This is a genomic window from Gordonia sp. BP-119, from assembly GCF_016924115.1.
In the GTDB taxonomy this organism is placed as follows: Bacteria; Actinomycetota; Actinomycetes; order Mycobacteriales; family Mycobacteriaceae; genus Gordonia; species Gordonia hongkongensis.
In genome coordinates, this window is sequence record NZ_JAFFZF010000006.1 from 121456 (window position 1) to 143744 (window position 22289).

Genomic DNA, 22289 nt, shown 5'->3' on the forward strand with positions numbered 1-22289 from the left:
CCGACCCGCGAAACCCGACCACTTCGACCAGGGTGTGTCCGCTGTCACCACCCCCGTGCGTAAGATGACGCGCATGTCTTCGTGGTTGGTGCGCGGTCTGACGATGACCGCAGTTCACGTCCTCGCCCGCGTCTTGCTGGGATTCGCCGTGGTGCAGGCGCCGCTGAACTCGACGATCTGGCGCACCATCGCGATCGCGGTCGTCGTGCTCATCGCCCTGGTGTGGGGTGGTTACGACGGCATCCGCGACGCCCGCGCCAACCCGGATCCCGATGACTACGAGGATCTGACCGTGCGCTGGCTGCAGGCCGGTGTCCTCGCCGGCGTTCTCGCCGGGTTGATCTCCTGGATCCTCGGCACGGTCGTCCTGGCCGGCATCGGGCAGGCCAGCCTGTTCATCGAGCTCATCGCCGGGGCGTCGTTCACCGCACTGCTCGTCTTCGTCCCGGCCTTCGTCGGCGCGGCGATCGGCCGTTTCCTCGTCCGGCGCGACCAGAACAAGGGCGCAGCCGACGACGACTGGTCGGTGCACGAGGATCGTTCGCACCGCCACGACGGCGGGACTGAGGCCGACTCGGACGCGCCGACACAGCGCATTCGCTGAGGCTCAGGAAAGAGCCCGCGTGCGAGTGGCCGAATTCTCAGCTCCCTGAGGTACGAGCGAAGCGAGCCACCTCCTGCTCCCTGAGGAGCGCCCGGCGCTTGCGGAGGGCGCGTCACGAAGGGTCTTCGCAACTCGTCTCGCCAGGACCTCGCCTCAGAGCAATATCGACGTGCTCTTCTCCGCTGAGCCACCGGCCACTGCCGAGTAGGCAGCGGCGATCAAGCCGGGGTCGGGCCCTTCGAGCCGGCCCGGCTTGGCGAGTCCGTCGAGCACGACGAAACGCAGCACGCCGGAACGGTTCTTCTTGTCCCCCGCCATCCCCTGCAGGAGATCGGCGAACGCATCCGGGTCATAGGTCGTCGGCAGCCCCACGAGATCCAGGATCGCCTTGTGCCGATCCGCCGTGGCGTCGTCGAGGCGGCCGGCCAGGCGCGAGAGTTCGGCAGCGAACACGAGACCCACCGACACCGCCGCGCCGTGACGCCAGCGGTAACGCTCGCGGCGCTCGATCGCGTGGCCGAGAGTGTGCCCGTAGTTGAGGATCTCGCGCAGCGACGACTCCTTGAGGTCGGCCGACACCACGTCGGCCTTGACCTGCACCGAGCGCCGGATGAGATCGGGCAGTACCGGCGACGTCGGGTCGAGGGCGGCCTCGGGGTCGGCCTCGATGATGTCGAGGATCGTCGGATCGGCGATGAACCCGGTCTTGATGACCTCGGCGAGTCCGGCGACGATCTCGTTGCGCGGGACGGTCTCCAGCGTGCCGGTGTCGATCAGGACGGCGTCGGGTTCGTGGAACGAACCAACGAGGTTCTTGCCCGCCTCGGTATTGATGCCGGTCTTGCCGCCCACGGCGGCGTCGACCATCGCCAGCAGGGTCGTCGGGATGTGGATGACCCCGATGCCGCGCATCCAGGTCGCCGCGACGAACCCGGCGAGGTCGGTGGCGGCTCCCCCGCCGAGGCTGATGACCTTGTCGTTTCGTTTGAGGCCGATCCGGCCGAACACCTCCCAGCAGAACGACGCGACCGAGAGGTCCTTGCCCGCCTCGGCGTCGGGGATCTCGACGCGATGGGCGTCGAACCCCTTGTCCGCCAGATACTCTCGGATCTGTTCGGCGGTCTTGGCCAGCGGCGGCTGATACAGGATCGCGATGCGGTCGGCGCCCTGCGCGGCCGCGGCCACCTCACCGAGGAGTCCCCGGCCGATGGTCACGTCGTACGGTGCGCCGGCGTTGACCCGGATGGCGATGGGTTCGTTCGCTGCCTGTTCGTTCACGGTGATACTCGGCTTCCTCACATCAGTTCACGGGCGAGTTGGACGACCACGGCGTCCGCAACCGCGTCGGGGTCGGGGTCGGCGTCGACGTCGAAGGTGCAGACCGCCTCGTAGACGGGTGTCCGCTCGGCGAGCAGTTCGGCGTACCGAGCGGCGGGGTCGTCCGTCCCCAGGAGCGGGCGGTCGGTACCCGACACGCGGTCGTACCCGCGATCGGGCGACACCCGCAGGTATACGACGCGCTGGTCGGCCAGTGCCTCGCGGATCCCGGCGGTCGTCACCGCGCCGCCGCCGAGCGACACCACCCCGCCGTGATTGTCCAGGACATCGGTGACGACGTTCGCCTCGATCGTCCGGAATCCCTCGAGACCGTCGGATTCGAAGATCTCCGGGATGCTGCGGCCGGTGCGCCGGACGAGTTCGATGTCGGTGTCGATGAAGTCGACGCCGAGCCGGTCGGCGAGCATGCGACCGACGGTGGACTTCCCGGCTCCCATGAAACCGATCAGTACGGCCGCCGGGCGGCGACCGGTCGTCGGACGCGTCGGGGTCGGGGGTGCCGGGGGCTGGGTCATGCCCGGGGCGGACGCGCGTCGACGGCAGCCCGGTAGGCGGCGAGGTTCGCGCCGGTCTCGGTCACCGAGTCGCCGCCGAACTTCTCGAGAGCGGCCTGGGCCACGACGAGCGCGACCATCGCCTCGGCGACGACGCCCGCCGCGGGCACGGCACAGACGTCGGAACGCTGATGGATGGCGCTGGCCGTCTCCCCGGTCGACATGTCGATCGTGGACAGCGCTCGCGGCACCGTCGAGATCGGCTTCATCGCGATGCGGACGCGCAGGTCCTCGCCGTTGGTCATGCCGCCCTCGAGTCCGCCCGCGCGGTTGGTCGATCGCAGGACACCGTCGGCACCGGGCACCATCTCGTCGTGGGCCTCACTGCCACGCCGGCGGGCGGTGGTGAAGCCGTCGCCGACCTCGACGCCCTTGATCGCCTGGATGCCCATCAGGGCGGCCGCCAGCTTGGCGTCCAGGCGGGTGTCGCCGCTGACGTGCGAGCCGAGGCCGACGGGCACCCCCGTGGCGACGATCTCGACCACGCCGCCGAGGGTGTCGCCGTCCTTCTTCGCCGCCTCGATCTCGGCGATCATGGACGTCTCGGCATCGGCGTCGAACGCCCGGACCGGACTGGCGTCGATGGCCTCGAGGTCGGAGATGCGCGGCGGCGGGCCGACGTAGGGATCGCTCGCGCCGATGGAGATGACATGGGAGATGACGTCGACGCCCAGTACCTGGCGGAGGAAGTTGCGAGCGACCGTGCCCGCGGCGACACGCGCCGCGGTCTCCCGGGCGCTCGCGCGCTCCAGCACCGGACGGGCGTCGTCGAAGCCGTACTTGAGCATTCCCGAGTAGTCCGCGTGCCCGGGGCGGGGACGCGTCAGCGGTGCGTTACGGGCACTCCCCTCGAGTTCGGCCGCGTCCACTGGGTCGGCGGCCATCACCGTCTCCCACTTGGGCCACTCGGTGTTGCCGATCTCGATCGCGACCGGGCCGCCCATGGTCTGGCCGTGACGAACCCCGCCGAGCACGGTGACCTGGTCGGCCTCGAACTTCATCCGCGCACCGCGGCCGTAGCCGAGCCGGCGGCGTGCCAGTTGCCCGGCGATGTCGGACGAGGTGACCTCGACACCGGCCACCATGCCCTCGACGATGGCGACCAGGGCGGGACCGTGAGATTCTCCGGCAGTTATCCAGCGCAACACAGTGATCGATTGTTCCATGCTGCCGAGCACGGACCGACGGCGGCGCCGCCGAACCACGCGTAGCACGCGTCACAACAGACCGGCGACCACGATCGTGGCGGCGACGAGCGCGGGTCCGTGCGGATGAGCCCCGCGGCCGGCGGGGTCCCGGCGACCCACGCGATGCCCGACCACCGTGCCCACCGCGATGACCGAGGCGAGCGCCACCACGAGCAGGGCGGCGTCCCACCGTACGGCGAGCGCACCGCACGCGGCGGCGAGTTTGACGTCCCCACCGCCGCACCATCGCATCCCGAAGGCGAGCGCGTACGGGGCCGTGGCGACGAGCGCGGCCACCGCCGCGCCGGGGTGGACTGCGCACGCGCCCACCGCACCGCAGATACCGGGCCAGACGAGCACGTTCGGGATCCGGCGGGTGTCGGCGTCGGTCATCGCGACGACCGACAGCCAGATCAGGATCACGCACTCGGCCATCCGTCGAGCATGTCGGGGTGGTTGATCGGTACTGTTCGCCTGTCCACAACCGGCACGTCCTGTGGACGGACTCGGAGCTCCCCCGGGAATCAGTCGGCGGTGAGTGCCGCGACCATCACGTCGCGGGGTGCGGGCAGCCCGGTGAACTGCTCGACCTGCCGGAATGCCTGGTTGACGAGCATGACCAGACCACCGACCACGGTTCCACCGGCCGCGTCGACCGCGGACGCGAGCGGAGTCGGCCAGGGGTCGTAGATCACGTCCACGACCTTGCGTGCCCGCGCCACGGCGGGCGTCAGGACCGCGGCCGCGTCGGCCGGCACCGTCGACACGACGACCGCGGACTCGCGACACCTTCGGGCCAGCGCCTCGGCGGGTTCGAAGGGCACGACGTCTCCGTTCATCCCCAACCGCTCACACAGTTCGAGGACGGGCGCGGCCCGGCCGGCGTCGCGGGCGACCACCGTGACGTCGGTGATGCCCGTCTCGGCGAGCGCCATGATGGTCGGAAGTGCCGTGCCACCCGCTCCGACGACCACGGCGACCGGCGAGGTCCCGGCGGCGAGGTCCGCGTCGACCGCGAGGTCGGTGAGCGCTCCCGACACGCCGTCGATGTCGGTGCAGTCCGCGCGCCAACCGGTCGCCACGCGCACCAGGGTGTTCGCCGACCCGACCAGTTCGGCGCGTTCGGTGCGTTCGGTGGCGAACTCGAGGGCAGCGCGTTTGTTGGGCATGGTGACCGAGAACCCGATGAAGTCGGCGTCGGCTCCCGAGACGATCTCGGGCAGACGGTCGGCGGTGCACTCGATCCGGTCGTACCGCCAGTCGACCAGCCCGAGTGCCCGGTAGGCGGCCAGATGGACACGCGGCGAGCGCGAGTGCGTGATCGGCGACCCCAGAACCGCGGCCCGACGGTGGTCACCGTGCGGTGAGCGGACGTCGGCGGGCACGGTGTTCATGGCGGGTCCGCTGCTCACTGGCTGCAGCCGGTGGCCACCAGCTTGTTGCGGCAGGCGACCTGGCGGTTGCGGATGTGATCTTCGAAGGTGTTCGCGAACAACGTGGTCCCGGCGGTGTCGACGGTGACGAAGTACAGCCATCCGCCGGGCGCCGGGTCGAGCATCGCCTCCAGGGCGGGCACGCCGACCGCCGCGATGGGCGTGGGCGGCAACCCCTTGTACCGGTAGGTGTTCCACTCGTTGTCGTTCTTGTACGCCTCGCCGTGGACATCGATGTTCGTGATGTCGGCCGTGTAGTTCTGCGTCGAATCCATCTGCAGCAGCTGGTCGCGGTCGAGGCGGTTACGGATGACCCGCGCCACCTTCGGCGCATCCTCGACATGCCGGACCTCGCGCTCGACGATCGACGCCGCGATCAGGGTGTCGTACGGCTCGAGTCCGGAGTTGTTGCGGTCGAGCAGTCCCCATTGTTCGAACATCGTCGCGCTGCTGGAGATCATCTCCCGCAGGATCTGCGTGGCGGTGTGATCGGGTTCGATGCGCTCCCAGGTGGTCGGCGCGATGAGCCCCTCGATCCGGCGGTGATCGCCCGTCATCTCGGCGACGTTCTGTTCGGCCCACGCGGGCACACCGAGCTCGGCCGGGGTGGTTTCGGCGGCGGCCTTCTCGAGGTCGGCAACCGTCACCCCCTCCTGCTGCCCGTTGAACGAGAACGACGTGGCGTTCTCGATGAGCTGGAAGATGCCCGGGGTGACCTTGCCGTCGATACCGGTCTTCGAATCGAGCTGCAGCCCTGGCGGGATCACCACCCGCCCGACGCGGTGCACGGCGCCGTCGGCGGTCAGCATCTCCACGGCCGTGGTGGCCGGGATCTGGGTGCGCATCTTGTAGAGGCCGCCGGACATCGGCTGTCCACCGGCGGCGTCGACGAACGCCCGCACGCTGCCCACCACGTCGGCGTCGACGAGGATGCGGCCGAAGTCGGCGAGCGTGGAGTTGTCCGGGATGTCGACGACGACATCGCCGGAACCGGCGGCGTTGGTGTAGTCCTTGCGCGACTCGAGCAGGCCGGTGGCGCGCACACCGTAGTAGCCGACCCCGGTGATCAGCGCGAGCATGAAGACGATCGCGACGGCGAGGACCGCACGACGCTTGCCCCGGCTGCGCTTGCGGCGCGGCGTACGGCGCTGTTGCTGGTCGGGTTCGGTGTCGTCGGCGCCGGGCCACCAGTCGTCGTGCTCGTCGTGCTCGTCGAAGCGCCGGTCTCGTCGGGCGACGCGATCGTCGTCGCGGATCGGGCGTGCGGTGCCCGGCGTCTCGAAACGCCCGGTCTCGAAACGCCCGGCGTCGTGGCCACCGGTGTCGTAGCGCCCGGTGTCGTACAGCTCGGCGTCATGGCGTTCTGCCCCGTGACCCGCCGGCTCGTAGTCGGCAGCGGTGAACTCCTCCGCGGCGTGATCGTCCGGGAAAGAACGAGATTCGTCGGGGCGAGGACCCCGGGCCGGAGGCGCCGGAGCGGCCGGACGGGCCATGGTGAAGTCGGTGTCGACGTCGTCTTCGACCGGACCCCCGGCAGCCGTTGATGGACCGGGCTGCGGCGGACCGGGCCGCGGCGGACCGGGCCGCGGTGGTGCCACCGGCGGCGGGGTGGGCGGCTGCCCCGGCGGGATGCGGACCGGCGTCGCGCGGGGGCCGGGCGTGCCGGATACCGGCCGCGCCTGTTCGGCGGGCGGGACATTCGGCGGGGCCGGGCGCCGGGGAGCCGGTTCGGCATTCTCGCCACCGGCGCGCCGGCGGCGGTGCCGCGTGTGGGGCGACCCGTCGGCCGACTGCGTGAAGTACCGCAGACGCTCGGGATCCATGCCCTCGGCACGGCGTCCCTGGCCGTCTCGGTGCCGGGTGCGACGCCGATCATCGGTCACCGGAGGCTCCCCTGACTCACCGTCGCGCATCCAACCACCCCTGCAGAATAGCGACCGCCGCGGCCTGGTCGATCACCGCGCGCGAGGACTTCACCGTCCGGCCGCTGGCGTGCAGTGCCTGCTGTGCGGTCACCGTCGTGAAACGTTCGTCGTGCCAATGCACGGCCACCGGGTCGATCCGGGTCGCGAGACGGTCCCCGAATTCCTGTGCGGTCTCGGCCGCCGCCCCCGCGGTGTTCTTGAGCGTCTTCGGTAGCCCCACGACCACGCCGACGGCCTCGTACTCCGTGACCAGCGCCGCGATGCGGTCGAGATCGTCTGTGCGCGAAGGGGTTCGACGCACCGTTTCGACCGGTGTGGCGAGGATGCCGTCGGGATCGCACACGGCGACGCCGATCCGGACGCTTCCGACGTCAATCCCGAGGAGTCGCCCGCGGGTCCGCTGGTGACCGTCGGCCCGGGTGTGCGGATCCGGCATCAGGCGACGAACTCGCGGATTCGCGTCAGTGCCGCGTCGATCCCCGCGGGATCGGTGCCCGCGCCCTGGGCCAGATCCGGCTTGCCACCGCCACGACCGCCCACCAACGGCGCGACCTCCTTGACGAGGTCACCGGCCTTGATCCCGGCGTCGCGGGCGGCCGCCGTGGTGGCGATCACGAACGGCACCTTGGCATCCGGTCCGTCACCGCTCGGCGAGAACAGCGCGATCACCGCCTGGCGGTCGGCGACTCGGCCGCGGAGGTCGGTCACCACCGAGCGCAACCCGTTGGCGTCGAGGCCCGGCACCCGTCCCTCGACGACGAGGGTGGCACCGACGGTCGTCGCCGTGTCGAGGAGACCGGACACCGCGGCCCGGGCCGCCTCGGCACGTACCCGCTCGAGTTCCTTCTCCGCGTCACGCAGCTTGGTGACGAGCTGCTCGACCCGGCCGGGCACCTCTTCCGACGGGACCTTGAGCGACGACGCCAGGCCGGCCAGCAACGCACGCTCCTTCGACAGGAACCGGAACGAGTCCATGCCGACGTAGGCCTCGACGCGCCGGACACCCGACCCGACCGAGGACTCCCCGATCAGCGTGATGGGTCCGATCTGCGATGACGACGCCACGTGCGTGCCGCCGCACAGCTCCATGGAGAACGGCCCGCCGATCTCCACCACGCGGACGACGTCACCGTAGTTCTCGCCGAAGAGCGCCATCGCGCCCATCGCCTTGGCCTCGGACAGACCCGTCTCGAACGTGTTGACCTGATAGTTCGCCTCGACCGCGGCGTTGCTGATCTCCTCGATCTCGCGTCGCTGGGCCTCGGTCACCGGGCCGCTGGCGTTGAAGTCGAAGCGCAGGTAACCGGGCCGGTTCAGCGAACCGGCCTGCGTCGCGCCGGGGCCGAGGACCTCGCGCAGCGCGGCGTGGACCATGTGGGTGCCGGAATGGCCCTGCGTGGCGCCGTGACGCCACGCGGTGTCGACCGCTGCGAGGACCTCGTCGCCCTCCTCGATCTCCCCCTCGTCGATGCGGACCTTGTGCAGCCACACCGACTTGCCGACCTTCTGCACGTCGGTCACCGACATGCGCACTCCCGACCCGGTCGTGATGGTGCCGACGTCGGCCATCTGGCCACCGGATTCGGCGTAGAGCGGGGTGCGGTCGAGGACGACCGTCAGTTCCTGGCCGGCCGACGCCGCCGGCAGCCGTGCGCCGTCGGCGACGAGGCCGAGCACCCGCGCCTCCGACACCAGCTCGTCGAAGCCGGTGAACTCGGTCGGCCCGCGATCGAGGAAGTCCCGGTAGACGCTCAGGTCGGCGTGCCCGGTCTTGCGGGCGGTCGCGTCGGCCTTGGCGCGTTGCTTCTGCTCGGCCATCAGGGCGGTGAAGCCCTCCTGATCCACCGAGAGACCGGCCTCGGCGGCCATCTCCAGGGTGAGGTCGATCGGGAAGCCGTAGGTGTCGTGCAGCGTGAAGGCGTCGGAACCGGTGATGGTCGTACGCGACGCACTCTTGGTGGCGGTCGCTGCGTCGGCGAACAGCTTCGACCCCGCGGCCAGGGTCTTGGAGAACGAGGTCTCCTCGCCCACGGCCACGTCGACGATGTGCCGGCGCTGCGTCTCCAGCTCGGGGTATGACGGTGACATCAGGTCGATGACCTTGCCGATGATCGTGCCCATGGTCGGCTGATTGTCACCGGCGCCGAGCAACCGCATCGACCGGACGACCCGACGCAGCAGGCGGCGCAGGACGTACCCGCGGCCGTCATTGCCGGGCAGCACGCCGTCGCCGATCAGCATCGCCGAGGTCCGCGCGTGGTCGGCGACGACCCGGAACCGGACGTCGTCGGCATGCGAACCGGCGGCGTATGCACGTCCGGACAATTCGGCGGCGAGGTCGATGATCGGCTTGCACAGGTCGGTCTCGTACACGTTGTCGACGCCCTGCAGGATGCAGGCCACGCGCTCGACGCCCATACCGGTGTCGATGTTCTGCTTGGGCAGCGGGCCCAGGATCTCGTAGTTGTCCTTGCCGCCCCCGGGACCGCGGACGTTCTGCATGAAGACGAGATTCCAGATCTCGATGTAGCGGTCCTCGTCGGCCTCCGGCCCACCCTCGACGCCGTACCCGGGTCCGCGGTCGTAGAAGATCTCCGAGCACGGTCCGCAGGGACCCGGGACGCCCATCGACCAGTAGTTGTCCTTCATGCCCCGTCGCTGGATGCGCTCGGCCGGCACGCCGATCTCGTCGCGCCAGATGGCCTCGGCCTCGTCGTCGTCGAGATAGACCGTCGGCCACAGCTTCTGCGGGTCGATACCGAAACCGCCGTCGTCGACGCTGTTGGTCAGCAGCGTCCAGGCGAAGGTGATGGCCTCGCGCTTGAAGTAGTCGCCGAAGGAGAAGTTGCCCGCCATCTGGAAGAAGGTGTTGTGGCGGGTGGTGATGCCGACCTCGTCGATGTCGAGGGTGCGGACGCACTTCTGCACGCTGGTCGCCCGCGAGTACGGGGGCGTCTGCTCACCCAGGAAGAACGGCTTGAACGGGACCATGCCGGCATTGACGAACAACAGATTGGGGTCGTCGAGGAGCAGCGAAGCGCTCGGCACCTCGGTGTGCCCGGCTTTGATGAAGTGGTCCAGAAAGCGCTTCCGGATGTCATGCGTCTGCACTGTGGGTTTCGTCCTAGCCGTTGGTGGTCCCAGCCGTTCGGTGGTAGCGGCCGTTGTTTGTCGCGACATCCCAGCCTACCGTCGGCGAGTCGCCGGGGGCGCAGGGACTCTGCACTGGGGAAACGCCCCACGGACGGTCAGCGCGACCGGCGCCGCGACACCGCGCCACGCACGATCGATCGCAACTTCGCGACCCGCGGCCCGATTTCGCGTTCCAGCCCATGGTCGGTGGGCTCGTAGTAGTCCCGGCCGACCAGGTCGTCGGGCGGATACTGTTGCGGCACAACCCCGTCGGGATCATCGTGCGGATATCGGTATGCGACACCGCTACCGAGCTTCTTGGCCCCCGGATAGTGACTGTCACGCAGATGGGCCGGAACCGCGCCGGCCTTGCCCGACCCGACATCGGCGAGGGCCGCGCCGATCGCCGACACCACGCCCGCCGACTTCGGTGCCGTCGCGAGGTGGATGGTGGCCTGTGTGAGCGCGAGTTTGGCCTCCGGCATCCCGACGAGGTTCACGACCTGAGCGGCCGCGACCGCGGTCTGCAGGGCCGTCGGGTCGGCCATGCCGATGTCCTCGCTGGCGTGGATCATGAGGCGCCGCGCGATGAACCGCGGGTCCTCCCCGGCCGCGATCATGCGGGCGAGATAGTGGACGGCGGCGTCGACGTCGGAACCCCGGATGGACTTGATGAAAGCACTCGTCACGTCGTAGTGCTGGTCGCCGTCCCGGTCGTACCGGACGGCGGCGCGGTCGATCGCGGTCTCCACATCGGCGAGGTCGATCCGGTCGGTGGCGTCGGCGCTGGCCTCCAGCGCGGTCAGCGCCCGGCGCGCGTCCCCACCGGACACCGCGACGAGGTGGTCGTAGGCGGCGTCGGTCACCTCGACCCTGCCGTCGAGCCCACGCGGGTCGGCGACCGCACGGGTCAGCACCTCCCGGATGTCGGCATCGGTCAGCGACCGCAGCTGCAGAACCAGCGACCGGGACAGCAGCGGCGCGACCACCGAGAACGACGGGTTCTCGGTCGTGGCCGCGACGAGCAGCACGATCCGGTTCTCCACGGCGTCGAGCAACGCGTCCTGCTGGGTCTTCGAGAACCGATGGACCTCGTCGATGAACAGGACCGTCTGCTGACCGCCGTTCTTGCCGTCACCGATGAGCCGGCGCCGGGCCACGTCGATGACCGCGCGCACCTCCTTGACCCCCGCCGACAGCGCGGACAAGGCCTCGAAGCGGCCGCCGGTGGCGCGCGCGATGAGCGAGGCCATGGTGGTCTTGCCGGTTCCGGGCGGCCCGTAGAGCAGCACCGACGCCGCGCCCGAGCCACTGATCAGCCTGCGCAGCGGCGAACCGGTGCCGAGCAGGTGCTGCTGTCCGACGATCTCGTCGAGGGTCTGCGGCCGCATGCGGACCGCCAGGGGTGCGGTCGGGGCCGGTGGTGCGGTGAGACCACCGGCGTTGCCATGCCCGTCGGAGCCGGCCCGAGGATCGTCGGGTGGGTCGAACAGTCCGTCCACGAGCGTGTCAGGCCAGCCAGATGCGCTGCAGCGCGACGCCCATCGCGGTCGCGAACACCGCGATCTCCTCGTCGCCCGCGCGTCCCGCGGCGGCGGCGAGGTCGGTCCAGCGGCTGACGATCACGCGGGGGTCGTTCGTGTGCAACGCCCAGTCATGCGTGAAGCCGGCGGCAGTGACGTCGGCCGGCTCGAAGTCGGGCGCCTCGACGTCCGCGTCCGGGCCGGTGGGAGCCAGCGGGTCGCTCGGCAGCATCCACACCGTCGACAGCCACACCCACAGCTGACGGGCGAGCAGCACCTTGCGCTGCATCTCCCGCTCATGGGCGAGCGCCGGCCAGATCGAGTGCACCTCCGAGCGCCAGGCGTCGACCATCGAGACCTCGAGGTCGGTGGCCCGAGCAGTGGTCCGGGGCGGAAGCTGCGCGGTGATGGTCACGAGCGCGTAGGCGATGTCGAGGGTGGCGTCGCGGAAGCCGCCCCACTCGTAGTCCATGAACTGCACGCCGTCGTCGTTGAGCAGGATGTTCTCGGGCCCGACATCCGACGGACTGAATGCGCGGTGATCGCCCTCGTCGAACAGCGTCGCCGCGGTACGCAACGACTCCACCACCTGCTCGGGGACCTCGACGTCGAGCGCGGCCGCGTGCCCCACCACCGAGTCGATCGACCGCAACGCCTCGTCGCGCAGGATGTCGCGTCCCTGCATCCCCGACGGTCCGCGCCGCAGCAGCGCGAGGAAGTCGCCCTCGCCACCGACCGTCGCCGCGTGCATCCGGCCGAGTGCCTGGCCCCAGGCACTGACAGCACGTGAGGTCTCGACCGGGTCGACGCCGGCCAGGTACTCGAGCATCGTCCGGCCGTGGCCGAGGTCGGAGAGCACCATGATGCGGAGATCGGTGTCGGAGGCGATCAGCTGCGGCCCCGGGCGCGATTCGTTCGGGAGTGCGGTCGCGTACTTGTACGACGCGATCTCCCGGTGGAAGGCCTGTGGGTCCTCGTGTTCGGGAAGGGCCTTGATCACCAGTGAGCGGTCCAGGCTGAGGGGGTTCTGGGCGACGCGGACCCGCACGACCGTGGTGCGTCCGCTGCCGCCGAGGTCCTCGGGATCGTCGAGAACCACTGCTGATCCGGCGCGGTGTGACAGCAGCGCCTCTGCCGCCCGCACCACGCTGGTGATGCGGCTTTCCGTAATGACCGTCATGTCGCCAACCAACCTACCCGTTGCAACGTTGTCGCAACAGCGCGTTCGTCCATCTGTACCACGTCGTTACCGGTATAGCCCGAAAACGTGCGCCGAAAACACTGTGGCACAGCGACTTACCGAGCAGGCGAGTCCGATGTGCCCGGTTCAGCCCGCGGTGAGGTCATCTGTCGGCCGGACGTCGACCGACACGTCGATCCGGCTCTTCGTGGAATCGGTGTAGATGACCCCTCGGAGAGGCGGCACGTCGTCGTAATCCCGCCCCCACGCCAACGTGACGTGGCGTTCGTCGACCAGCTTGTCGTTGGTCGGATCGAACGACAGCCAGCGGCCGTCGGGCATCCAGACGGCCGCCCAGGCGTGACTGGCGTCGGCACCGAAGACCTTTTCCTTGCCGGGCGGCGGCTCGGTCGCGAGATATCCCGACTCGTACCGCGCGGCGAGACCCTGTGACCGCAGACAGGCGATCGCGATCCGGGCGAAGTCCTGGCAGACGCCCTCGCGACGCTGCAGGACGGTGTCGACCCGGGTGGTGATGGCCGTCGACCCGGACCGGTAGGTGAAGTCGGTGAAGATCCGCGACGTCAGATCGATGACCGCCTCCGCCAGCGGCCGACCGGGGGTGAAGATGCCGGCGGCGTAGTCGCGCACCGCGGGGGTGATCTCGGGCGGGTCGAGATCGAGGACGAACTCGGCGGCCAGGGCGCTGTCCCGCCCGTCGACCACGCAGGGTCGCGCCTGTTCCCACGCACCCCGGGCCGCCGGACTCAGGAGGACGCCCGGGTCCACGGGATCCACCTCCACGACCGACCGCGCGGTCACGGTCAGCTCGCGGTGCGCGGTCCGGACGTGGAAATAGCTGTCGTGGTTGCCGTAGACGTCGAGCCCCGTCGACCGGTCGTCGGGTTCGGGTTCGATCTCGACCGACGTCGAGTGCACGCGCTGGCCGGGCAGGTCGCGCGGGGTCAGATGGCAGCGCCCGTACGAGGACGACACGTCGTCGTCGTAGGTGTAGCTGGTCCGGTGCAGCACACGGTAGACGCGCGTGCTCACGATTCCCCACCGGCCCAGATCGGTCGCGCCTGGCGCGGGGTGGCGAAGCGGGTCCGGGTGAGCAGATCGGAGAGTTCACGCGCCCCGGTGCGCAGGGTCGTCATCAGTTCGACGAGTTCCGGGCGCCTCCGGTCGGCGTCGACCCGCACGAGGTCGGCGGGGTCGCCGCGACGCAACTCGGCGATCATGTCCTGCACGGCCCGTTCGGCGCCCGCCGACCGCAGGGTCTCCGGGACGGACGACAGGTCGGCGCTCATCTTGTCGAGGCAGAAGATCATCGATCGGGGATTGGTCGGGTCGAACAGCAGCAGCTCGGCGACACTGGCCGCCTGATACAGCCCGCGGTTGCGGCGCCGATAGATGACCGACGATTCGTTGGCCACCAGGTACGACTCCAGCAGCGCCTGCTCGACGTCGGTGTCCTGCGCGTCGGCGAACATCGCGAGCGTGAGGTCGGCGAGGGTGACGGCCCGTTCGATGCGTCGGCCGACGTCCATGAACATCCAGGCGGGGTCGTGCACCATCGACTCGGCCTGCAGCCCGGTCAGCGCCAGGACGCCGTGCAGGATCTCGTCGTGCGCGCGGGCCAGATCGGGTCCGAGGTCCAGCGCGGCGTCGCCCGCCCCGGCGTCCGCGCGCGACCGGAGGACCAGCCGGGTCGTGCTCGCCATGATCCGTTCGACCGGCGCGAGCACCATCCAGGTGCTCGTGGACATCTGGTCCCGGACCGCCCGGACCGTGCTGATCAGCCGGTCGACCGAGTAGGCGATGGTCCCGGGCACCGATCGCGACACGGTCAGGTCGGCGATCTTCTCGATGGCCTCGTTGACCTGATCGGGTGACGGCGGCCGGTCCGAACCCGGCAACAGCAGGTCGGCGGTGTCCAGGTAGCGCGCGGTGCCCGTCACCGTGGCGACCGCGTGCAACAGCAGCGGTACCGCCGGAGTACCCGACATCCACGGCCGGTACTGGAAGTCCTGATATCGCTCGCGGGACACCTTGGCCAGGCGGGTCACGAGCTCGGTCCGCTCCCCATAGCGGCCCAGCCAGAACAGGTCCGCCAGGACGCGCGGACTGGCCGCGGCCGCGACGTCGGAGTACTCCCGGGTCACCGGGCGACCCGCCGACGTGCCCGCGACGACCTCCCCGGCCGGCTCACCGCGGGTCTCCGACCGCCGCGACACGTGCCCGCCCACCTCGGTGCTGGTGACCCACACGTCCTTGGCGGCCACCACGTGGTGGGCGGCGCCGGCGACCCCGTCGGCGAGAACGGCCCCCAGGCCGCCCGGCATGACCGCGTACCCGGGACCCTGCGCCACGCTGAACGCGCGCACCGACACCGGCGCCGCCCGCAGCGTCGCGATCGGTCCACCGGAACCGCTGCCGGGGGTGATCGTCGGGGCCACCGAGAACGCCTCGAGCTCGCGGGCCACCCACTGCCAGGTCTGGGTCTCGATCCGGGCGGCGAGGTCGGCGCGATCGGTCGCGGCGAGCAACGGGCCGATGAACTCCTCCCCCGTACTCGTGTTCGTCAGGACCAGGGTGGCCAGTCGATCACGGATCAGGCTGCGCTGCAACGGATCTCCGGCCCAGTACGTGGTGACCGAACCCAGCCGCAGGTCCTCGTCGAGCAGGACGGGCGCGAGACGTTCCAGCACGGTGTGCAGCGCCGGGTTCTCCAGCACCCCCGAGCCGAGGGTGTTGAGGACCGTCACCGTGCCGCGCGAGATCGCCTCGACCAGCCCGGCGACGCCGAGCTGGGAGTCCGTCCGCAGGTCCAGCGGATCGGAGTAGGCGGCGTCGACCCGTCTCAGCAGCACGTCCACCCGCTTGTAGCGACCCAGCGAGCGCATGTAGACCGCGCCGTCCCGAACGGTGAGGTCGGCGCCCTCGACGAGGGGGAAGCCGAGCACCGACGCGAGATAGGCCTGATCGAAGGCGGTCTCGGACATGCTGCCGGGGCTGAGGACCGCCACCGTCGGGTCGTCGACCCCGGGCGGCGCGTACTCGGTGAGCGCCAGCCGCATCGTGCCGGCAAAGGTGGTCATCGGCCGCGGTGCGCATGCCTGGAACAGCTGCGGGAAGGTCTTCGACATCAGCCGCCGCCCGACGATCGCGTATCCGATCCCCGACGGCGCCTGGGTGCGGTCCCGGTAGGCGACGAACCGGCCGTCGGCGGTACGCGAGATGTCGACCGCGTGCAGGAACAGCGCGTGCGGCCCGGCGACCTCGAGTCGGGCGGCCTTGCGGATGTAACCGGGATGGCCGAAGACCATCTCGGGCGCGACGAGTCCGGCCGCGATCGTCTTCTGGTCGCGGTAGAGGTCACGCAGGAGCAGGTCGAGCAGCATCGACCGCTGCGTGATGGCCTTCTCGAGTTCGGCCCATTCGACGCCGTCGATCACCAGCGGCACCGCGTCGACATCCCAGTCGCGGGTCACGGTGTGCTGACCGTCGAACTCGTTGTAGACCACGCCGTCGTCGCTGACCGCTGCGGCCAGCCGGGCCGCGGAATCGCGGAGGCGGTCCGGACCGCGCAGCTGGTAGATGCGGGCCAGGTCGGCCCACGCCGGACGGATCGCGCCGTCGGCTTCCAGGAGCTCGTCGTAGGAGTCGGCCGGCCGGTCCGCGGATGCGGCCAGACGGGTCAGACGGTCGGGATCGAAGAGAGTGTGGCCCTCGGCGCGGTAGCGGTCGAACACCGCGGAAGCGTTGCCCGGCGAAGAGGTCACCGAAGAACTGTACGTGCCCGCCGGAGGTCGAGGATCCCGGGCACCCCGAAGTCGGTGGCCTGCCGGGACTGTCGTTCCCGCAGCAGCCCGACGTCGACGGTGCCGGTCGTGTGACCGGCCGCCTCGAACCGCCCGTTGCGCCGGGACTCGGCCTCGACCGCGTTGACCGGCGGCCGATCGTAGGCACGTCCTCCGGGATGCACGACGTGGTACGTGGCACCGCCCACCGACCGGCCGTTGACCGTGTCGATCAGGTCGAAGGTGAGCGGGGTGTCGATGGTGATCGTCGGGTGGAGCGAGCTCGGCGGCTGCCAGGCCCGGAATCGGATGCCGGCGACGCGTTCACCGGTGCGACCGGTGGCGCGCAGTGGAATCGGGAAACCGTTGCAGGTCAACAGGTAACGATCGTCCTCACCACCCAGGACGCGCACCTGCACGCGCTCGACAGAGGAGTCCACGTACCGGGCCGTGCCCGTTCCGGTTGCCTCCTCCCCCAACGTGTTCCACGGCTCGATGGCACCGCGCAGCTCGATCTCCTGGTCCCGGATCTGCACGGTCCCCAGACGCGGGAAGCGGAATTCGGTGAACGGGTCCAGCCAGGCGGTCTCGAACGGATAGCCGGCCTCGCGGAGTTCCTCGGCGACCAGCGCGATGTCGGCGATGACGTAGTGCGGCAACAGGTGTTTGCCGTGTAGGTCGCCGCCGTGGCGGATCAGCCGGGCCCGGTAGGGCTTCTCCCAGAACCACGACACCAGGCTCCGCACCAGCAGCGACTGCACCATCGCCATCCGGTGGTGGGGCGGCATCTCGAACGCCCGCAGCTCCAGCAGGCCCAACCGGCCGCGCACTGAGTCGGGACTGTAGAGCTTGTCGATGCAGAACTCGGCCCGGTGCGTGTTGCCGGTGATGTCGGTGAGCAGATGCCGCAGCGCCCGGTCGGTGACCCAGGGGTTCGGGGGCGCGCCGTCGAACCGTCCCCCGGCCCGGGCACCATCGCCAGAATTCTTGACCGCGAGCCGGTCGATCTCGGCGAAGGCGATCTCCAGCTCGTAGAGCGAGGACTCCCGACCCTCGTCGACGCGCGGCGCCTGCGAGGTGGTGCCGATGAACCGGCCGGAGAACAGGTACGACAGCGCGGGATGACGTTGCCAGTAGGTCAGCATCGACACCAGCAGGTCGGGGCGGCGCAGCATCGGCGAATCGGCGGGCGTGACGCCGCCGAGGGTGATGTGGTTGCCGCCGCCCGTACCACCGTGGCTGCCGTCCAGATCGAAACTCTCGGTGCCCAGTCGCACGTGTCGGGCATGGTCGTAGAGCGATTCGAGCAGCTCGGACTGCTCGGCGAAACTGCCGGTCGGCTGGATGTTGACCTCGACGACCCCCGGGTCCGGGGTCACCGACAACGACACGAGACGCGGATCGGCGGGCGGTCCGTACCCCTCGACGACGACCGGCGTCGACACCGCGGCGGCGGCGTCCTCGACGAGTTCGACGATCGCGAGATACTCCTCCAGGGTCGAGGTCGGCGGCATGAACACGTGGACCACATCGCCGCGGATCTCCGCGACGAGGGCGGTACGGGGCAGGAACTGCGCGGGGTCCACCTCGCGGACGGTGTGCCCCAGCGCCGCCGACGGGTCGGTCGGCAGGTCGTCGTGGCGCGCGGACGGATCGGCTTCGAACAGCGTCGGGGCCGGACCCCACGACAGCGAGTTGAGCGGCAGCCGCAAGCCGGCCGGTGAGGTGCCGGGGGTCAGGACGATCCGCCCCCGCCGGGTCGTCCACACCGCGCTCTGCCACGCGGTCCGGTCCTCCGAGCGGCTCAGCGGCAACACGTGCGCACTCGGCTGGGTGACGGCGGCGTCGAGCCGCTCGATCAGGGCTCGTCTGCGTCGGACGGAATCCGTTGTCGGCGCGAGGCTCTCGTCGTCGTCACCGTCCGCCGAATCGGCGTCGACGGCGACCTCGGCCTGCGCGAACGACCGTGCGGCGGGCAGGGTGGGGTCGGTTCCGGGATCGCCCGGCGGCATCGCGGCGAGTTCCCGCATCCGGACCAGCGGGTCCTCATAGGCCGGCACGACCTGACCGGCCGGGAGTCCCAGCCGTGTCGCGAAGGCGGTGAGCAGTTCCCGTGCCGGGCCGGCGTCGCCGAGGCCGTCAGGGTCCGGGCCGTGGGTCTCGCGGTCGATCGCGGCGGCACAGTCGTCCGGCGTCGCCCACGGGTCGGCGAGCAACTCCGGATTCCGCCAGATCGGCAGACCGTCGGCGCGCCACATCAGTTCGAGCTGCCAACGCGGCAGCGGTTCACCGGGATACCACTTGCCCTGGCTGCGCCGCATCAGACCGCCCGGCGCGTACGCCGTCATGAGGCGGTCGGCCAGCCGCCCGGCCAGCAACCGTTTGTGCGGACCGTCCGCGGCGGTGCGCCACTCCGGGTCCGTCTGGTTGTCGATGGACACGAACGTCGGTTCGCCGCCCATCGTCAGGCGTACGTCGTTGCGTTCCATCCGTTCGTCGACCAGCGCGCCGAGATCGGTGACCCGGCCCCACTGCTCCGCGGTGTAGGGCAGCGTGACGCGTGGGTCCTCGTGGAACCGGGTGACCGTGTTGGTGAAATCCAGAGTGGCGTGGCAGGGGCCGGTCGAACCGGTGATCGGTGCGGCGCCGACCGGATGCGGGGTGGCCGCCAAGGGGATATGCCCCTCGCCGGCGAACAGACCCGACGTCGGATCCAGTCCGACCCAGCCGGCCCCGGGGAGGTACACCTCGGTCCACGCGTGCAGGTCGGTGAAATCGGCGTCGGGACCCGACGGACCGTCGAGCGACTTCACGTCCGAGGTCAGCTGGACGAGGTATCCGGACACGAAGCGTGCCGCGAACCCGAGTTCGCGGAGGAGGGCGACCAGCAACCAGGCCGAGTCCCGGCAGGAACCGATGGCACTGGAGAGCGTGTACTCCGGCGACTGCACGCCGGCCTCGAGGCGGACGGTGTAGCCGACGGCGTCGCGCACCGCGGCGTTGAGGCGCACCAGGAAGTCGATGACCCGCGTGCGGCCGGCCGGCCGGTGCTTCGCCGCGAACCTCGCGATCTCCGGATGCACCGGCGCACCGGCGAATTCACCGTCGGTGACCCCGGCCGGCCGGAGGAAGATCTCGAGGTCGCGCCGCAGCTCGGCCGGATAGTCGAACCCGTAGAACTCGGCCCACTCCTCGATGAAGAAGTCGAACGGATTGATCGCGGTGAGGTCCGCGACCAGACTCACGGTGATCCCGAGGGTGGTCGAGGGTTCCGGGAACACCAGGCGCGCCAGATAGTTGCTGAACGCGTCCTGCTGCCAGTTCAGGAAGTGCTCACCGGGGTCGACGGTGAGCGAGTACGCCTCGATCGGTGTGCGCGAGTGCGGCGCCGGACGCAGGCGGACGACGTGGGGGTAGATCTTGGTCGGCCGGTCGAACGAGTACACCGTCCGATGCTCGAGGGCAACCTTGATCGTCACCGGCGGAACTCCCCGCCCGGGCCCGTCATTACTATTCCGGCAGCCGACTCGATCCCACCGCTGTGCGCCATGGTGGAGATCTCATCACAGATGACCTCCAGGCGCCGGGTGACGAGCACCGCGCCGGGAACACGGTGGCCGAACTCACGTCGGCCCACCGCTTTTCGGCTCAGGCAGTGCTCCCGGCGTCCTTCTGGTCGGCGCCCTTCTGCTCGGCGTCCTTCTGGTCGGCGCCGCCCCGCGGTGCGGGCTTGGCGTCGATCCCCGATTCCTTGCGCTGCTGCGGGGTGATCGCCGCGGGGGCGTCGGTCAGCGGGTCGACGCCGCCACCCGACTTAGGGAACGCGATCACCTCGCGGATGGACGACTCGCCGGCGAGCAGGGCGGTGATGCGGTCCCATCCGAAGGCGATGCCGCCGTGCGGCGGAGCGCCGTAGGCGAAGGCGTCGAGCAGGAAGCCGAACTTCTCCTGCGCCTCGTCGTGGCCGATGCCCATGATCTCGAAGACGCGCTCCTGCACGTCCCGCCGATGGATACGGATCGATCCGCCGCCGATCTCGTTGCCGTTGCACACGATGTCGTAGGCGTAGGCCAGGGCCGAACCCGGATCGGACTCCAAGGCGTCGATCGACTCCGGCTTGGGCGAGGTGAACGCATGGTGCACCGCGGTCCAGGCCGAATGTCCCAGTGCGACATCGCCGGACGCCGTCGCGTCGGCAACCGGCTCGAACATCGGCGCGTCCACCACCCAGGTGAACGCCCAGTCCCCGTCCTTGATGAGCCCGAGCTTCGAGGCGATCTCACCGCGCGCGGCACCGAGCAGGGCGCGGGTCGACTTCACCTCTCCCGCACCGAAGAACACGCAGTCACCCGGCTCCGCGCCGACATGGGCGGCCAGACCGGAGCGCTCCTCCTCGGAGAGGTTCTTGGCGACCGGCCCGCTGAGGGTCCCGTCTTCGGCGATGAGGACGTACGCCAGACCGCGTGCCCCGCGCTGCTTCGCCCATTCCTGCCATGCGTCGAGCTGGCGGCGCGGCTGCGACGCACCGCCGGGCATGACGACCGCTCCGACGTACGGTGCCTGGAACACGCGGAACGGGGTGTCCTTGAAGTACTCGGCACACTCGACGAGTTCGATACCGAAGCGCAGATCCGGCTTGTCCGAACCGAATCGGCGCATCGCATCGGCGTAGGTCATGCGCGGGATCGGGGTGGTGATGTCGACGCCGATGAGCTTCCACAGCGCGACGAGGATCTCCTCGGCGACCGCAATGACGTCGTCCTGGTCGACGAAGCTCATCTCGATGTCGAGCTGGGTGAACTCCGGCTGCCGGTCGGCGCGGAAGTCCTCGTCGCGGTAGCAGCGCGCGATCTGGTAGTACCGCTCCATGCCCGCGACCATCAGCAGCTGCTTGAACAGCTGCGGGCTCTGCGGCAAGGCGTAGAAGGTGCCGGGCTGCAGGCGCGCCGGGACCAGGAAGTCACGTGCCCCTTCCGGCGTCGACCGGGTCAGCGTGGGCGTCTCGATCTCGGTGAAGTCGTGGGCGGCGAGCACGCCGCGCGCCGCCGCGTTCGCCTTGGACCGCAGGCGAAGCGCCGCGCTGGGCCCCGCACGCCGCAGGTCGAGGTAGCGGTGACGCAGGCGCGCCTCCTCGCCCGGCGACTCGTCGAGCTGGAACGGCAGCGGCGCGGACTCGTTGAGGACCTCGAGCTCGACGGCGTTGATCTCGATCTCGCCGGAGCTCAGGTTGGGGTTCTCGCTGCCCTCGGGACGCACCTCGACGACGCCGGTCACGGTGACGCAGTACTCGGCGCGCAGACGGTGGGCGGCCGGCGCGACCGACTCGTCGCGGAAGACCACCTGGACCAGTCCGGTGGCGTCGCGCAGGTCGATGAAGACCACGCCACCGTGGTCGCGTCGGCGTGCGACCCACCCGGCGACGGTGACGGTCTGCGACGCGTCGGCGCGGCGCAGCGAACCTGCGGAATGCGTGCGGAGCACTGAGAATCCTTCCAGGAGTCGAAATCGGTCGGCGGAAACGCAGACCAGGTGTCCATGGTGCCGTATCCGCGCCCCCGGCCGTCAATCGCATACCTTCGCCGAGGCAGCGAGGGGCGGGTGACGATCGTG

The 22289-nt window shown here is 70.2% G+C and carries 15 protein-coding genes; 1 reads left to right on the forward strand and 14 read right to left on the reverse strand.

All coding sequences use genetic code 11. The annotated features are described in order from the left end of the window. Positions 1 to 73: 73 nt before the first annotated feature. Positions 74 to 604, forward strand: a complete 531-nt coding sequence (locus JW364_RS06000) for a B-4DMT family transporter (RefSeq protein ID WP_078112454.1) — start codon at positions 74 to 76, stop codon at positions 602 to 604. Between the two features lie 153 nt (positions 605 to 757). On the opposite strand, the gene aroB is transcribed toward JW364_RS06000, so the two are convergent. From aroB to aspS, 14 genes are all read right to left on the reverse strand, one after another. Next, the gene (aroB, locus tag JW364_RS06005) at positions 758 to 1882 is read right to left on the reverse strand and encodes a 3-dehydroquinate synthase (protein ID WP_068972555.1); all 1125 of its coding nucleotides are present in this window, start codon (positions 1880 to 1882) and stop codon (positions 758 to 760) included. Between the two features lie 17 nt (positions 1883 to 1899). Continuing rightward, the gene (locus JW364_RS06010) at positions 1900 to 2457 is read right to left on the reverse strand and encodes a shikimate kinase (protein WP_205334510.1); all 558 of its coding nucleotides are present in this window, start codon (positions 2455 to 2457) and stop codon (positions 1900 to 1902) included. Further along, positions 2454 to 3662, reverse strand: a complete 1209-nt coding sequence (gene aroC, locus JW364_RS06015) for a chorismate synthase (protein WP_065632127.1) — start codon at positions 3660 to 3662, stop codon at positions 2454 to 2456. Before aroC ends, JW364_RS06010 begins: the two co-directional genes overlap by 4 nt. A gap of 51 nt (positions 3663 to 3713) precedes the next feature. Then, on the reverse strand, positions 3714 to 4118 hold the full coding sequence (locus JW364_RS06020) for an A24 family peptidase (protein ID WP_205334334.1): 405 nt from the start codon (positions 4116 to 4118) through the stop codon (positions 3714 to 3716). Positions 4119 to 4207: 89 nt separating this feature from the next. Continuing rightward, entirely contained in the window at positions 4208 to 5077 is an 870-nt protein-coding gene (locus tag JW364_RS06025; RefSeq protein ID WP_205334335.1) for a shikimate dehydrogenase, read from the reverse strand. Between the two features lie 14 nt (positions 5078 to 5091). Continuing rightward, on the reverse strand, positions 5092 to 7029 hold the full coding sequence (mltG, locus tag JW364_RS06030) for an endolytic transglycosylase MltG (protein ID WP_205334336.1): 1938 nt from the start codon (positions 7027 to 7029) through the stop codon (positions 5092 to 5094). Next, positions 7016 to 7477, reverse strand: a complete 462-nt coding sequence (gene ruvX, locus JW364_RS06035; RefSeq protein ID WP_165630135.1) for a Holliday junction resolvase RuvX — start codon at positions 7475 to 7477, stop codon at positions 7016 to 7018. Before ruvX ends, mltG begins: the two co-directional genes overlap by 14 nt. Further along, positions 7477 to 10152, reverse strand: a complete 2676-nt coding sequence (alaS, locus tag JW364_RS06040; RefSeq protein WP_205334337.1) for an alanine--tRNA ligase — start codon at positions 10150 to 10152, stop codon at positions 7477 to 7479. The genes ruvX and alaS overlap by 1 nt, the downstream gene beginning before the upstream one ends. 137 nt (positions 10153 to 10289) lie before the next feature. Further along, entirely contained in the window at positions 10290 to 11675 is a 1386-nt protein-coding gene (locus tag JW364_RS06045; protein ID WP_205334338.1) for a replication-associated recombination protein A, read from the reverse strand. 7 nt (positions 11676 to 11682) lie between these two features. Then, entirely contained in the window at positions 11683 to 12876 is a 1194-nt protein-coding gene (locus JW364_RS06050; RefSeq protein WP_068971407.1) for a hypothetical protein, read from the reverse strand. Positions 12877 to 13023: 147 nt separating this feature from the next. Further along, the gene (locus JW364_RS06055) at positions 13024 to 13929 is read right to left on the reverse strand and encodes a transglutaminase family protein (protein WP_205334339.1); all 906 of its coding nucleotides are present in this window, start codon (positions 13927 to 13929) and stop codon (positions 13024 to 13026) included. Further along, a complete protein-coding gene (locus JW364_RS06060; protein WP_205334340.1) occupies positions 13926 to 16661 on the reverse strand; it encodes a circularly permuted type 2 ATP-grasp protein in 2736 nt (911 codons plus the stop codon). Before JW364_RS06060 ends, JW364_RS06055 begins: the two co-directional genes overlap by 4 nt. Next, positions 16658 to 20158 (reverse strand): DUF2126 domain-containing protein, encoded by a 3501-nt coding sequence (locus tag JW364_RS06065; protein ID WP_205334341.1) that lies wholly within the window; start codon positions 20156 to 20158, stop codon positions 16658 to 16660. Before JW364_RS06065 ends, JW364_RS06060 begins: the two co-directional genes overlap by 4 nt. Positions 20159 to 20327: 169 nt before the next feature. Next, on the reverse strand, positions 20328 to 22160 hold the full coding sequence (aspS, locus tag JW364_RS06070) for an aspartate--tRNA ligase (protein WP_065632117.1): 1833 nt from the start codon (positions 22158 to 22160) through the stop codon (positions 20328 to 20330). Positions 22161 to 22289: the final 129 nt, after the last annotated feature.

Excerpts from the sequence above, each read along its gene's own strand:
- JW364_RS06010 (WP_205334510.1), bottom strand. The coding sequence starts at position 2,457 with ATGACCCAGCCCCCGGCACCCCCGACCCCGACGCGTCCGACGACCGGT.
- JW364_RS06050 (WP_068971407.1), bottom strand. The coding sequence starts at position 12,876 with ATGACGGTCATTACGGAAAGCCGCATCACCAGCGTGGTGCGGGCGGCA.
- JW364_RS06000 (WP_078112454.1), top strand. The coding sequence starts at position 74 with ATGTCTTCGTGGTTGGTGCGCGGTCTGACGATGACCGCAGTTCACGTC.
- aroC (WP_065632127.1), bottom strand. The coding sequence starts at position 3,662 with ATGGAACAATCGATCACTGTGTTGCGCTGGATAACTGCCGGAGAATCT.
- JW364_RS06020 (WP_205334334.1), bottom strand. The coding sequence starts at position 4,118 with ATGGCCGAGTGCGTGATCCTGATCTGGCTGTCGGTCGTCGCGATGACC.
- JW364_RS06025 (WP_205334335.1), bottom strand. The coding sequence starts at position 5,077 with ATGAACACCGTGCCCGCCGACGTCCGCTCACCGCACGGTGACCACCGT.
- mltG (WP_205334336.1), bottom strand. The coding sequence starts at position 7,029 with ATGCGCGACGGTGAGTCAGGGGAGCCTCCGGTGACCGATGATCGGCGT.
- ruvX (WP_165630135.1), bottom strand. The coding sequence starts at position 7,477 with ATGCCGGATCCGCACACCCGGGCCGACGGTCACCAGCGGACCCGCGGG.